Genomic DNA, 13,843 nt, shown 5'->3' on the forward strand with positions numbered 1-13,843 from the left:
GCGTTAATGCACCCTTTTGGCGCGGACGAAGCGCATGATTTTTATGGTCTTTGTTTCGATCGTCTTGCGGTTTGGCGGCGCCTCACCCTGCCCTGCCCGTCTGCACTTCCAGCACCGAAATCACCCGTCCAAGCAGTTCCAGAAATTGCCCGCGCTCAGCCGTGGTGAATTGTTCGAGAAGCAGTTCGTTGAGCGCGCCCAAGGCGCGGTCCATGTCGGCGATGCGATCATAGCCAGCCGGGGTCAGGCCGATCAGGGCGCTGCGGCCATCGTCGGGATTGCGCTTTCGGGTGACGAGACCATCGCGCTCCATACGCTGGATGGTGGCGGTCATGGTCGGCTGCTCGACGGATGCCGCATCGGCAAGCCCTTTTGGCGTATGCGCGCCGCCGGCCGAGAGGGCGAGAAGCACCGGCACATAGGCGGGATTGAGCCCGATGGGTCCCAGCATGGTTTCCGTCTCGCGCGCCAAAAGACGGGCAGCCCAGTTCAACTGGTCGGCAACGGTGGTCTCGTTCATATACTGAGCCTACTCAGGATTTTTCCCATTTAGGCGCGGCATACTGATTTGGGCAAGCGTTTCAGCTTATGCCTGCGAGACGTTTCAGGACCCGGTCGCGCTCGCGCGTCAGGCCCTTGTAGCCGAGCTGTTCGGGGGTGAGCGCGAGAAGCTGGGCATGGAGGGTTTCGGCGAAACTTTTGGCGCCGGGCAGCAGGGCAAAGCTGTCGAGATCGACCAGTGAAATCCGGATCGTAAACACGATCGCCCCGGTTTGCGGGAGTTTTCGCAGGGTTTGCCGCTCGATGCGCAGGAGGACGGGATCGGCTTCGTCGCCCGTGCCAAAACGCGGCTTGTCGGGCCCCGAAACGTCGGGATGAAATAGTCTCCGGTCGCCATAGAGCGACCAGTTCCAGCGGATGACAGGTGTTTCGGGTCGCAGCGCATCGAACATGCGCGCCATCAGCTGGGCCGGGCGGGTTTCGGGGCCAAAGCCGGGTACCGGACCATGAATGGCGTCGAGCACCTTTCCGATTTTTTCGGACAGCACCCAGGAAGACGGAAAGTTCAGGCTTGCTGCAACGAGGCGCCAACCAGGTTCGGCGCGGGAGAGGATGAGCAGATCATCCTGCACCAGCTTTGCGGCCTGCAGCAGGGGAATACCGCTCAGTTCAACCATTTCGCCGGTGGGGACGACAAGGAGGGCATCATCGCGCTTTTGCCAGAGGTCTGGAAAGCGCTCCGGAAGATAATTTGCCAGCATGGAGAGCAGTTCGGCCTGGGCTGGCCGGCTTTCGGGCAGTTCGGCAAAAATCTCAGAAAAATGGGTTTGGTGGAGGCGCGCCTTTTCGGCCAGCTGCGCCGCCATGTCCGCATCGGGATCGAGCCAGTCTGAGAGGTCGAGCGGCTTGGTGGCGATCTGGAAAAGTCTGGTATCGAAGGCGGGAAGCGTCATGCCGCCATGAAAGCGGGGCGTTCGAGCCTTAGCAAGTGGCTTGGGGCGTCAATCACCACCAGCTGTCATCCCGGCGCACGCCGGGATCCACCCGAGATCTCAAGATGGGCCCGGCCTGCGCCGGGGTGACATCGAGGGTGGAGACGTTTCGAGGCGAGAGCCGAAAAGAAAAAGGGCGGGGTAAACCCCCGCCCCAAAAAACCAAAAAAATTACTTGGAAGCCTTGTGGCGCTCGATCGATTCCAGAATCACGCGCTTGGCGTCGGCGAGGTTGCCGATCCGGTCGATCTTGGCCCACTTGCCGGGCTCGAGATCCTTGTAGTGCGTGAAAAAGTGCTTCACGCGCTCAAGCTGGATTTCCGGGAAATCCTCGATGTCTTTGATATTGTCGTACATGCGCGTCAGTTTTGAGACCGGCACGGCGATGATCTTTTCGTCCTGGCCGCCATCGTCTTCCATGAAGAGCACGCCGACGGGGCGCGAGCGCACCACAGCGCCAGGCACGAGGGGACGCGAATTCATCACGATCACGTCGAGCGGATCGCCATCGCCGCACAGAGTATGCGGCACAAAGCCGTAATTGCCGGGATAGCGCATCGGCGTATAGAGGAAGCGATCGACGAAGAGCGCGCCGCTATCCTTGTCGATTTCATACTTGATCGGCTCGCCACCAAGGGGGACTTCGATGATGACATTGAGGTCGTCGGGCGGGTTCTTGCCGGTCGGAATGGCGTCGATGTTCATTTGGGCGTGTCCGTTGCGTCAGGGAGGGGCTGAACGGAGGCGTTCTGCCGCAGAACCCCCGGCAAAGGCAAGCCGTAAATAGGCGAGACGCCGAAGCCATTCGCCGCAGGACGAATGGCTTCGGAAAAATTGCAAAAGCCTATTTGACGATCAGCACAGGCACGCTGGAGCGCGCCAGAACCTCGGAAGCCTGGCTGCCAAGCAGCAGCCGGCCAAGACCACGGCGGCCATGTGAGCCCATGACGATCGTATCGACGCCGCGCGCGGAAACCGCTTCGAGAATGGCATCGGCCGGACGATGGCGCGGCACATGCAGGGTTTCGGCGGCAATGCCGGCTGCGTCGAGTTTGGCCTTGGCGACATCGAGCAGCTTTTTGGCCTCGGCCGCATAATCCTCTTCGAGCTGGGCGATGATCGGGCCCGCATCGATGGTGCCAAAACCGCCGGCGCCGATGCCGGTGGCCACCGGGTCCGTTGAAGTCAGGACCAGGATTTTCGAGCCGTGTGCTTTGGCGAGTTCGACGCCGGCCGCAACGGCCTTGTCGCCCAGTTCGGAACCATCGGTGGCAATAAGCAGGGATTTGAACATGCTCTTCTCCTTGTTATCAGCACAATAACCCGATCATTGTGTCCGGCAATTGATCTCGATCATATCGCGGCGAGGAGGCCGGTCATGTTGCAGCGTCTTTTTCTGGTTCTGACCGTGACTTGCGCAACGCCTGCCTTTGCCCAATCGGGCTTTACCAGCGCCTATACCGACCTCGATATCGCTCAGTGCCTCGTGCTCGAAGCCGACGATTTCGGCGCCAGCTGGGCCTGCCCGGGCTATAAGGGTTTTCCGGTCATGGTTGAGGAAGGCGACCTCCGCTTTTCCATCAGCTACGGTTTTGATCCCGAAGCCAATTCGGCCGGTTTCCAGACGCTGCCGCCCTTCAACAATCTCGGCGCAAAGCTCGAATGGCGACTGTCCAACGCAAAGGGCTACTTTTTCCCGGTAGCGACCATCGTGCGTTATCACACCGCCGACCCTGAAACCGGCGAGAACAAGGGTCAGGTGCTGGTGGTGACCCAGATCGCCGAGGGCAATTCCTGCCACATCGCCTATGTCGATGCCCTCGCCAACAAGGACGCCAACGAACTGGCCCGTGCCGCCGCCGACAAGGCTGGAAAATTCGACTGCGCCAATGACGAGCCCGAAGTCATCGGGGAGTTTTCGGCTTATTAGGCTTCGGCCTCGCCGCGCAGCCCGCGGATCTGGTTGCGCAGCACGGTGCGGTCGCGGCTCGATACGCCGATCAGCTCGGCAATGCGCCAGACCATATTGTCCTCGAGCTCGTGATTCTGCCGGTCGGCAAAAACCACGGTCCACATCATGCGGATGATTTCGACGCGATCTTCCATCGGCAGCTGGGTAATGCCGGTGGTAAAGCGGTAAAAATCCACCGCCTCGGCATCCCTCTCGGCGGCCTGCTTGATCAGGCGATCGACGCTGGGTTCATCGAGATCGTAGTGATCCATCAGCGCGCCGCGGATGGTTTTGCGTTCCTCGTCCTTCATCGTGCCATCGACCGCGGCGAGGTGCACCAGAAGCGCTGCCACCGACAGTTTTGGGTCATTGCTGTCGGCCGTGGCCTCGGCTTTTTGGAACAGACGGGTCAGGGCCTCGAACATGGCTTTCAGCCTCGTGGACGGGGTGAAGGAAACGGGTTTTGAATGAGCCGGGAGGGCCGCAGGCAAAGACTGGGGCAGAAGCTGGTTTTGCTCAATGGTCGCAAGTACTGCTCACGCGCTCTTGACCGCCGATGATGCAGCAAGGCCACACCCGATTCCGAGGTAGGCCAGCAAAAGGGACTCGACTCCCGAGGGATTCGGAGTCAACATGTTCATGTTTTGTTCTAGAAGGCAGTTTCACCATGTCAGCCCCGGATCGCCAACAGCGCCTCACCGCGCTGCGGGACACCATTGCCGATATCGAGCGCAAGCCGGCACTGGCGGAGGTGCGGGCAAAGTCCTTTGATGCCAGGGACGGCAATTTTCCGCGCCTGCCCGGAGGGCTTCTGCAGGAGGTCTTCACCGATGCCGTACGCAATGGTGGGGCCAATCTCGGTTTTGCCCTGGGTCAGGCCAAAACACTGCTGACGCCCAAGCGTATGGCAGTGCTCTATCTGCAACTCACTTCTGACGGCCAGTTCTTCGGCCTACCCTATGGGCCGGGGCTTTTATCTTTTGGCTTCGATCCGGCACAATTGGTGATCGTGCGGGTCAGCGACATGCGGGACTTCCTTTGGGTCGCCGAAGAATCCCTGGCTTGCCGGGCGGTCGCCGGAATCGTCGCCGATATCGGCGGCGACCCCGAGCCACTCGATTTCACAGCCAGCCGGCGCCTGAGCCTGCGCGCTGCCGAAAGCGGCACGTCCTTGTTTCTGCTGCGCTATGGCGCGGAACGGCAAGCCAGCGCCGCCCATCTGCGCTGGTGTCTCACACCGCATCGCTCGGGCCGAAAACGCTTCGATGAACAGGCACCCGGCGCGCCACGCTGGAGTCTCGAATTGGAAAAAGGGGTCGCACTGGGTCGCCAAACCCAGTTTTTACTGGAATGGACCGAAAATGGCTTTGCAACCTTGCCTGTTGAGCCCGGACGTAAAAGCCGGCACCGGCCGACGCTTCCTTTCGCTTTTCCTACCCGATTGGCCGACGGATTATCTCAAGCGGCGCGAGTCTGAACTAAGCACGCCGCTCGCGCTCTACGAGAAGATCAAGGGCGGCTTGCAGCTTGCCGCCATCGATGCAGAGGCAGCTAAAAGAGGGCTGCGCGTGGGCCAAAGTGTAGCCGATGCACGTGCGCTCGTGCCGCGTCTCGCCATACGTGAACTCGATCGTCCCATGCTGGAAAATGCCTTTGCCAGCTTTGCCGACTGGCACTCCAATGCCAGTCCTCTTGTTTCGGTCCTGACCGACATGACGCCCTATGGCGATCTCATCCTCGACATCACAGGCGTGCCCCATCTTTTCGGTGGCGAGAAAATCATGCTGTCGATGATGATCAGTCGTTTGCGGCAGGTCGGCTATACCGTTTCGGGCGCTATTGCGCCGACGATCGGGGCAGCATGGGCGGTGAGCCACTTCGTCGGAAACCGGGTCGTCACACCCAAGACGATAGTAACTTTGCTCGACAGCCTGCCCATCCCAGCACTGCGTCTGGGCAGGGACCAGATCGCGGCACTGACCCAGATGGGCCTTCTCACGATCGGGCAGGTGCGGCAACGCCCCCGCAAACCGCTGCAGGCGCGCTTCGGTGCATCATTCCTTATCCGGCTTGATCAGGCTTATGGTGAAATCGAAGAACGGATGACTCCACGCCTGCCTATCGTGGAACATTTTGTCGAACGCCGGTTTCACGAACCGATTTCCCAACTTGATGACGTTCTGGCGGCGGCCCGGGAATTAGCGCAAAAACTCTGCGCTGCATTGGAAAGCGATGGGCTCGGCGCTCAGACGTTTCATCTCTTTCTCTACCGCGTCGACCACAAGGTCATGACCCTGTCGCTCAATGCAGCGCGACTGACGCGTGATCCCCAGCATATCGTCAGTCTTTTTCATCACCGTGCACAGCGGTTCGAAGTGGAAGAATTCGATCCGGGATTCGGTATCGACATGGTGCGCCTGGCTGCAAGCTCGCTCGATCGACTCGATGTAGCCCAACTCGGCGCTTTTGAAACAGAGAATGGTGCTGCCGATATCGATCGCCTGACAGATCGACTTACGAGTCGGCTGGGCCCGACCGCCGTGCTCAAGGTCGAGCTTGTCGAGAGCCATATTCCCGAACGGGCGGCGCGCCTGGCACCGGCCGTTGTCGCCGAAACCGAGTCTCCGCTTTCCCGCCCGCGACCCAGACGTCCCCTGCGTCTCCTGCCCATGCCGGAATTGGTCAGGATCAATGCCGAAGTGCCTGATGGTCTTCCCGCTTCCATGATTTGGCGACGTCAGCCTTATCGCCTCATCAAGGGCGCCGGCCCTGAACGCCTCGGTGCCGAATGGTGGCGCAAGCGCGAACGACTACAACTTGTCGAAGAGGTCGAGCCCGAGGAACTCGAGCCAGGCGAGAAGGCCAAACAACCGCCCTATGTCGCCGCTCTGCCCCTACACGATCCGGAGGCCAGCACACGTGACTACTACCTGGTGGAAGATACCGACGGCAGGCGTTTCTGGGTTTTTCGGCAAGGTTTTTATGACGGTGATCTGCCTCCCGCCTGGTATCTGCATGGGTTTTTCCCATGAGCAATGTCGTTTCCCTCTCGCGCGAAAAAGCTTTGCAGGCTCAGCTTCCAGCTCAATCGCCTGCTTTTGCCGAACTGATAAGCACCAGTAATTTTTCTTTCCTGCGCAGCGGATCGCATCCGGAGGAACTGGTGTCTGGCGCGATACATCTAGGCATGACGGCGCTCGGCCTCTGTGATCGCAATAGTTTTGCCGGCGTGGTTCGCGGCTATGTCACAGCCCGGGACACCAAGACTGACGGCAATCCCAATTTTCGCTACCTCGTCGGGGTTCGCCTTTGCTTTGCCGATGGCACTCCCGACATCGTGGCCTACCCAACCGATCGCATTGCCTATGGGCGGCTCTGCAAGCTGCTCACCCTTGGCAATCAGCGCGGCGAGAAGGGAAATCCCAAACTATTCCTCGACGACCTTTTCGGCTCTGCCGACCCTGTTTCAGACAGCCAGCACGGTCCGACCGAAGATTTTTCCCAAGGTCAGCTCTTCATCCTCATGCCCAACGAAAACGACTGGGGACTGACGGAAGAAACCCTCGACCAGTTGAGCAGGAAAGCCCCAGGACGAATCTGGGTTGCTGGAACACCGCGCTTCGACGGGGAGGACCGGGCACGCCTCAACCGGGTCGATCTCCTGGCCAAGCGACACCGGGCCCGGATGATCGCCAGCAATGATGTTGCCTACCATGAGCCGGACCGGCGCATGGTGCTCGATGTGGTGACCTGCATTCGAGAACACGTCACCCTCAACCAGGCCGGATTTCGTCTCGCCGCCAATGCCGAGCGACATTTGAAACCGCCGGCAGAAATGGCTCGGCTTTTCGCCGAACATCCCGACGCGATCACGCAAACGCAGATTTTTATAAACCGCATCGCCTTCTCGCTCGATCAGCTCAAGTACAATTATCCCGAAGAAACGATTGGCAACGGAGAAACGGCGCAACAGACTCTGGAACGCCTGACCTGGGCGGGCGCCGCCTGGCGCTTTCCCGATGGCTTGAGCAACAAGCTGAAAGAGGATCTCTGGAAAGAACTCTGCCTGATCGCCTATAAAGGTTACGCTGCTTACTTTCTGACCGTCCATGACATCGTCATGTATGCCCGGAACGAGCGCAAGATCATGTGCCAAGGACGTGGTTCGGCAGCCAATTCCTCAGTTTGCTTTTGCCTTGGCATTACATCGGTCGACCCGACCAAGAACACTCTGGTCTTTGGCCGTTTCATTTCCACCGAACGAAACGAGCCGCCCGATATCGACGTCGATTTCGAGCATGAGCGACGCGAAGAGGTGATGCAGTATGTTTACAAGAAATATGGTGGCCGGCGGACAGGGCTGACGGCCAACGTTATCTCCTATCGCTCCAAAAGCGCCATTCGCGAAACCGCCAAGGTTTTTGGCGTATCGGAAGATGCGATCAGTGCTTTTAACCAGCTTCACTGGGGCTGGGGCTCGTCGCTAGATCTGAAAAACGTCGCCAATATCGGCCTTAGCCCCGATGATCCGGTGCTGGCCCAGATGTTCGAAGTCGTCAAAGTGCTGCGCGGCTTTCCCCGCCATCTCAGTCAACATGTCGGCGGCTTCGTCATCACCCGCGATAGTCTCGAAAGCCTGGTGCCGATCGGTCAATCGGCCATGGATAATCGGGCGATTATCGAATGGAACAAGGATGACATCGACGCCTTGGCCATTCTCAAGGTCGATATCCTTGCCTTGGGCATGCTCTCTTGTCTGCGGCGAGCGTTCGAACTGCTGCATGTGCATTACAAAAAAGACTATGAATTGACTGACTTGCTCGCCGAAGAGGTGGGCGAAGGACCGCTCGATAAATCCCGGGTCTATGCCATGACCCACCGCGCCGACACGATCGAGTCTTCCAGATCGAAAGCCGGGCGCAGATGTCCATGCTGCCGCGTTTGAAGCCGATCCGCTTCTACGACCTGGTGATCGAGGTCGCCATTGTGCGGCCCGGTCCGATCCAGGGCGGCATGGTACATCCCTATCTGAAACGCCGTGATGGCACTGAAAAATGGACGCCCAGACCCGGGGACGAGCTCGATGAGGTTTTGAAAGAAACCAAGGGCATTCCCTTGTTCCAGGAACAGGCGATGCAGATGGCTATCAAGGGTGCTGGCTTCTCACCGGGTGAAGCCGACCAACTCCGGCGCGCCATGGCAGCCTGGCGGCGAACCGGCAAGATTGCGATTTTCAAGAGCAGATTCATCGAGGGCATGATGAATAATCCAAACCAGCACTATAGCCGCGAGTTTGCTGAGCAGTGCTTCTCTCAAATTGAAGGCTTTGCCGAATACGGCTTTCCTGAAAGCCACGCGGCGAGTTTTGCTCTTCTCGTCTATGCTTCCTGCTGGCTCAAATGCCATTATCCCGATGTCTTTGCCTGCGCGCTGCTGAATTCCCAGCCCATGGGTTTTTACGCGCCGAGCCAGATCGTGCGCGATGCAATCGAGCACGGCGTCGAAATCCTGGACGCAGACGTCAATCTTTCAGACCTCGAAAGTGTGCTCGAAGCTGGTAGCCGTAAAGTTCGCGATGCCATCTGGGCGCGACATGCCGAGATGACGGACGACATACTCTCCAATAAGGCAATCCGGCTCGGCCTCAACTTTGTCGAGGGCCTGCCGGAGGCAGATATCAATCGCATCGTCGCCCGACGAGGCGCAAAACCGTACAATTCGGTCCGCGATCTATGGCTGCGCACAGGCGTACCAATTGCGAGTCTTGAAAAGCTCGCTCGGGCCGATGCCTTTGCTTCCATGGGCATCAACCGCCGCGAAGCGCTCTGGGCCGTGAAAGGGCTCATTGGCGCCCACGGCGCCGATACCTTGCCCCTGTTCCGGACATCAGCTCCCGTCACGACCGCAAAGGAAGAACCCGCCGGCCTCCCCCTCATGGGGCCGGGCGAAGAGGTCATTCATGACTATGCGACCCTGTCGCTGTCGCTAAAGGGCCATCCGGTGCAATTCCTGCGGCCCATGCTGATGGAGCGGGGCACGACGCGAGCGGCGAATCTGCACACCGTGACGCCGGGACACCGCATCGAAGTGGCCGGCCTTGTGCTGGTGCGGCAGCGGCCGGGCACGGCGAGCGGCGTCATCTTTGTCACCCTCGAGGACGAGACGGGGGTCGCCAATATCGTCGTCTGGCCAAAGCTGTTTGAAAACGACGAAATGCGAAAAACGCTGCTTTCCAGCCGCATGCTGGCCGTGCGGGGGCAATTGCAGAAAGAGGGCCTCGTCATTCACATCATTGCCGAGGACATGGTCGACCTGACCCCGCACCTGCTCGATCTCTCCCATGGCAAGGATTTTGGCGACCGGATCGTGGCCCGGGCCGATGAGGGCAAAACCGGCCCGCCGGGCACGCAGAGCCGCGACCGCAATGCCATTCGCGAAGTGGAAATGGCCCGCCGCCGGGCCTATGGCGCCATGCCAAAGGGTCGGAATTTCCACTGAGGGGGCAATCAGACCAGGGCGCTGATCCCCTGGGCGAGGTCGACATCCTTCTGCGTCAATCCACCCGCATCATGGGTGGACAGCACGATCTCGACCTTGTTGTAGCTATTGGACCAGTCGGGATGGTGTCCTGCCTTTTCGGCCAGCAGCGCCACGCGCGCCACAAAACCAAAAGCCTCGGAAAAATCCTTGAACTTGAAGGATCGCTTCAGCTCCTTCTCGCCGTTCTCGATGGTCCAGCCGGTCAGTTTGCTGCGCGCCGCGGCAATATCCTCGGGCTTGAGCTTGTCTGCCATCTCGGTCTCCTCAACCTCAGTTAAACAAAGCGAAAAACGGGACAGGCGAAATACCTCAAAATCCCGACGCGCTTTAGCGAACCGCATTAAGCAAGGGTTCACCTTGGCAACGGGAAAGCGGCGACGAAGTTCAACTTCCGCCCAACATTCAAGACGGTCTTAACCGCACCTGAGTTGAACTCAAACGTCAACCAGAACGGCCACGCCAAGAATGGGCGGCCATAAGCCACGAACGTGGCGAACTACACCAAACTGCCACCGACCGGAGTCGGGGCGGCGGATCACCCCAAGATCCGAACTCTTCACAGGACCGGCATGTTTCAAGCCGCCCATAAATTGCTGCCCCCTCTCGACTATGTGTCGATGATCCGCTCGCTTTATGCGGACCGGCTGTCGATGCTGCTTGGCGCCTATGGCTCGGCACTCGCCGCCTCCGTCGCGGCGCTCGAGGCCCAGTCGCCCGAGCTTGGCTGCATTGCGGTGATGTTCATCGTCGTGGGCTTCCTGCGCCACCTCGACATGAAGGCTTTTGACGATGTGGTGCTGGGCGACGAGGATGTCGAAGCCGCGCTCTATTGGGAAGGACGCGCGACCCTGGGCGCCGCCGCCATCGCGCTGATCTACGGCGTCTGGTGCCTGATCAGCTTCTGGGTCGTCGACGATGCCTTTGCCGAACTGACTGCTGCCAGCGTCTCGGTTTCCGTGCTGGTCGGCGTCTCGCAGCGCAATTTCGCCATCGACAGGCTGATGACCATCCAGGTCCTGCTCATCGCCGTGCCCCTGTGCCTGGGGCTGCTGCTAGTGGGCAATATCTACTATGCCCTTCTCACGCTGCTGCTGCTGCCCTTCTTCCTGTCGCTGCGAAAAATCGCGGGCAATGCGCGAAACGTGCTGCTGCGCGCCGTGCATGGCCGCACCAAGGCCTCGGCGCTGGCCGGCCAGCTTGATGCTGCGCTCGACACCATGGCGCATGGCCTGCTTATGCTCGACCGGAACCACCTGATCGAAGTAGCCAATGACAGCGCGCTCATGGCCTTCGGCATCGACAATCCCACCGACTGGATCGGGCGCCCGCTTTATGAGCTGTTTGAACACGCCCTGGCCACCGGCGCCGTGCCGCAGGCCGCCACCCGGCGCATCGAGCTGCTGATCGAAACAAGATCGAGCGGCAAGGTGCTGATCTCCAGTGCTGCGGGGCAGTATTTCGAAGCCTCGATTTCCTCGCGCGACACCAAGTCGGTCCTGCTCTTCGAAGACATTTCCGATCGCATCGCGGCCGAAGAGCGCATCAGCTACATGGCGCGCTATGACGCGCTGACGGGCCTGCCCAACCGCGCCTATTTCGCCGAACTGGTGGAAAAGGCGCTCGAAGCGCGACTCGATACGTTCGAGGCGGGCGATATGGCGCTGCTGATCCTCGATATCGACGACTTCAAGCATATCAACGATACGCTCGGCCATCTTGCCGGCGATCAATTGCTGCACGAGCTCGGCCAGCGCCTGCCCGGCGCCCTGCCCGCAAATGCCATTATCGGACGCCTGGGCGGCGACGAATTCATCGCCTTCTATGTCTCATCCGCAGGACCGGCGGGCATCGAAGCCGATGCCGAGCGCTTGATCGCCAGCATGCACCAGGCCTATCAACTGCCCAATCGCCGGCTCGACATTGATGTCAGTGTTGGCCTCGTCTCGTCCCCGGACCGCAACAATGACTTCGAGCAATTGATGATCAAGGCCGATCTGGCGCTCAACGCGGCCAAATCGGGCGGCAAGAACCGCATCATGCAGTTCCATACCCGCATGGATACCGAGTACCAGTTCCGCCAACAGCTCAAGACCGACCTCAAGACCGCCATTGCCGAAGGCAAACTGCACCTTGCCTATCAGCCCGTGGTCGACCCGCGCGAAAACCGCATCGTCGGCTGCGAGGCCCTGGCGCGCTGGGATCACGAGACTTTTGGCGCGATCTCGCCGGCCACTTTCATTCCGATCGCCGAAGAAACCGGCATGATCACCGATCTGACGCGTTTCGTGCTCGCAAAGGCCACGCGCGACTGCCACACCTGGCCCGGAAGCACCCATGTCGCGGTCAATATCTCGGCGCATGATTTCCGCGCCACCGATGTGGAAGACATGGTCAGTCGCGCGCTCGAGGAAAGCGGGCTCCCGGCCGCGCGGCTCGAAATCGAAGTGACCGAAACCACCGTCATCGAAGAGCGCGATGCCGCCGCCGCCGCTCTCCTGAAACTGTGCAAGCAGGGGGTCGGCGTGGCGCTCGACGATTTTGGCACGGGCTATTCTTCGCTGAGCTATCTCAGCGCCCTGCCCTTTACAAAACTCAAGATCGACCGCTCCTTCCTCACCGGCATCGAAACCGACGAACATGCCCTAAAACTGCTCACCAATGTGGTGCAGATCGGCAAGGACCTTGACCTCGTGACCACGATCGAAGGCGTCGAAACCGAGGTTCAGCTCAACTTCGTCACCAATCACACGCGGGCCGACCTCATCCAGGGGTTCCTTTATGGCGCGCCCATGAGTTTTGATGCGATCTCGCGCCTGCTCGAACAGCAGATTTACCGTCAAAACACGGTGCCGCTGCGCTTGGTCTCCTCGACCTAGTGGGTGCAAAACCGGCAAATTAACCACGTCGGCAATGTCAACTTTTGTCAGGGTTAATAGATCGTTAACGTCCCCGCGACGGCAATTTTGGGCGGCGGACAGATCAGCATGGCTATCGACAAAGACAGCGCGGCTGCAGCCCGCGCCGGCGAACCCTCGCGCTTTTCGGCGGCGCTGATCGACGTGCTCGACGACGTCAGCTATGCACGGGTCGATGCCAGCGTCATCGACGATCCCATCTACAAATTGCGCTATCGCGCCTATGTGCGTGAGGGTTTCATGGATCACAATGCAGAGGAAATCTGCATCGACGATCTCGATGAAACGCCCAATGCCATGAGCTTTGGCATCTATATCAAGGGCGAACTGGTCAGCTCCATTCGCCTGCACCACCTGACTGCCGAGCACCGCCGCTCACCCAGCATGAAAGTGTGTCCCGATATCCTGGCCCCGATGGTGGATGCCGGAAAAACCTTCATCGATCCCAGCCGTTTCACGGCCGATCGCGAGGCGTCACTGGCCTATCCGGCCCTGCCTTTTCTGACGCTGCGCGTTGCCGCCATGGCCTCGGTGCATTTCAATGCCGACCTATGCCTTGCGTTGGTGCGTCCCGAGCATGGGCCCTTTTACAAGCGCGTCTTCGGTTCTGAAATCATGAGCGATGTGAGGACCTATCCGGGCCTTCATTTCCCGGTGGCCCTCTTCGGCGCCCCGGTCGAAAACATCCGCACGCGCGTCGCCCAGCGTTTTCCGTTCTTCTTGTCGACCAGCCACGAGCGCGAGCAACTCTTCACCCAGACGGTGAAGCAGGGCACGCATCTGCGCATCCGCGCCTCGGCCCGCCACGCCTATGAAAGCGCGCGCGCAGAAATGGCGGAGCAACTCTGACCGGAATGGGAAAGGGAAGTGGTGCCGCTTAGGTGACTCGAACACCTGACCCCATCATTACGAATGATGTGCTCTACCAACTGAGCTAAAGCGGC

Annotated in this window: 13 protein-coding genes and 1 tRNA gene; 7 read left to right on the forward strand and 7 right to left on the reverse strand. The window is 59.7% G+C overall.

Going from position 1 to position 13,843, the window contains the following annotated elements:
- Positions 1-82: 82 nt before the first annotated feature.
- The 4 genes from NVV77_RS11355 to NVV77_RS11370 all read right to left on the reverse strand — a co-directional run bounded on the left by NVV77_RS11355 (position 83) and on the right by NVV77_RS11370 (position 2,787).
- Positions 83-520 (reverse strand): MarR family transcriptional regulator, encoded by a 438-nt coding sequence (locus NVV77_RS11355; protein WP_295413132.1) that lies wholly within the window; start codon positions 518-520, stop codon positions 83-85.
- 61 nt (positions 521-581) lie between these two features.
- A complete protein-coding gene (locus tag NVV77_RS11360; RefSeq protein ID WP_295413135.1) occupies positions 582-1,454 on the reverse strand; it encodes a DUF3445 domain-containing protein in 873 nt (290 codons plus the stop codon).
- Between the two features lie 210 nt (positions 1,455-1,664).
- Complete coding sequence (gene ppa / locus NVV77_RS11365) at positions 1,665-2,198, reverse strand: inorganic diphosphatase (protein ID WP_295413139.1); 534 nt, start codon at positions 2,196-2,198, stop codon at positions 1,665-1,667.
- Between the two features lie 139 nt (positions 2,199-2,337).
- Positions 2,338-2,787, reverse strand: coding sequence for a universal stress protein (locus NVV77_RS11370; RefSeq protein ID WP_295413142.1), 450 nt, complete (start codon positions 2,785-2,787; stop codon positions 2,338-2,340).
- Positions 2,788-2,871: 84 nt separating this feature from the next.
- Here NVV77_RS11370 and NVV77_RS11375 point away from each other — a divergent pair, with 84 nt between their 5' ends.
- Positions 2,872-3,423, forward strand: a complete 552-nt coding sequence (locus tag NVV77_RS11375; RefSeq protein ID WP_295413145.1) for a hypothetical protein — start codon at positions 2,872-2,874, stop codon at positions 3,421-3,423.
- Here the strand turns inward: NVV77_RS11375 and NVV77_RS11380 are convergent.
- A complete protein-coding gene (locus NVV77_RS11380) occupies positions 3,420-3,869 on the reverse strand; it encodes a TerB family tellurite resistance protein (protein ID WP_295413147.1) in 450 nt (149 codons plus the stop codon). The genes NVV77_RS11375 and NVV77_RS11380 overlap by 4 nt on opposite strands.
- Positions 3,870-4,000: 131 nt before the next feature.
- On the opposite strand from NVV77_RS11380, the gene NVV77_RS11385 reads away from it, so the two are divergent.
- The 4 genes from NVV77_RS11385 to NVV77_RS11400 are packed head-to-tail and all read left to right on the forward strand — an operon-like array spanning position 4,001 to position 9,942.
- Positions 4,001-4,921: a hypothetical protein gene (locus NVV77_RS11385; RefSeq protein WP_295413150.1), complete on the forward strand. Its 921-nt coding sequence runs from the start codon at positions 4,001-4,003 to the stop codon at positions 4,919-4,921.
- Complete coding sequence (locus tag NVV77_RS11390) at positions 4,806-6,476, forward strand: DNA polymerase Y family protein (protein WP_295413153.1); 1,671 nt, start codon at positions 4,806-4,808, stop codon at positions 6,474-6,476. The genes NVV77_RS11385 and NVV77_RS11390 overlap by 116 nt, the downstream gene beginning before the upstream one ends.
- Positions 6,473-8,389, forward strand: coding sequence for a PHP domain-containing protein (locus NVV77_RS11395; RefSeq protein WP_295413154.1), 1,917 nt, complete (start codon positions 6,473-6,475; stop codon positions 8,387-8,389). Before NVV77_RS11390 ends, NVV77_RS11395 begins: the two co-directional genes overlap by 4 nt.
- Positions 8,374-9,942: an OB-fold nucleic acid binding domain-containing protein gene (locus tag NVV77_RS11400; RefSeq protein ID WP_295413156.1), complete on the forward strand. Its 1,569-nt coding sequence runs from the start codon at positions 8,374-8,376 to the stop codon at positions 9,940-9,942. Before NVV77_RS11395 ends, NVV77_RS11400 begins: the two co-directional genes overlap by 16 nt.
- A gap of 8 nt (positions 9,943-9,950) precedes the next feature.
- On the opposite strand, the gene NVV77_RS11405 is transcribed toward NVV77_RS11400, so the two are convergent.
- Positions 9,951-10,238 (reverse strand): 4a-hydroxytetrahydrobiopterin dehydratase, encoded by a 288-nt coding sequence (locus NVV77_RS11405; RefSeq protein ID WP_295413158.1) that lies wholly within the window; start codon positions 10,236-10,238, stop codon positions 9,951-9,953.
- Between the two features lie 315 nt (positions 10,239-10,553).
- Between NVV77_RS11405 and NVV77_RS11410 the strand changes: the two genes are divergently transcribed.
- The gene (locus tag NVV77_RS11410) at positions 10,554-12,860 is read left to right on the forward strand and encodes an EAL domain-containing protein (protein WP_295413161.1); all 2,307 of its coding nucleotides are present in this window, start codon (positions 10,554-10,556) and stop codon (positions 12,858-12,860) included.
- Positions 12,861-12,968: 108 nt separating this feature from the next.
- A complete protein-coding gene (locus NVV77_RS11415) occupies positions 12,969-13,748 on the forward strand; it encodes an acetyltransferase (RefSeq protein ID WP_295413162.1) in 780 nt (259 codons plus the stop codon).
- A gap of 19 nt (positions 13,749-13,767) precedes the next feature.
- Here NVV77_RS11415 and NVV77_RS11420 read toward each other — a convergent pair.
- Positions 13,768-13,843, reverse strand: a tRNA-Thr gene (locus NVV77_RS11420).

Source organism: Devosia sp. (assembly GCF_024707125.1).
Taxonomy (GTDB): Bacteria; Pseudomonadota; Alphaproteobacteria; order Rhizobiales; family Devosiaceae; genus Devosia.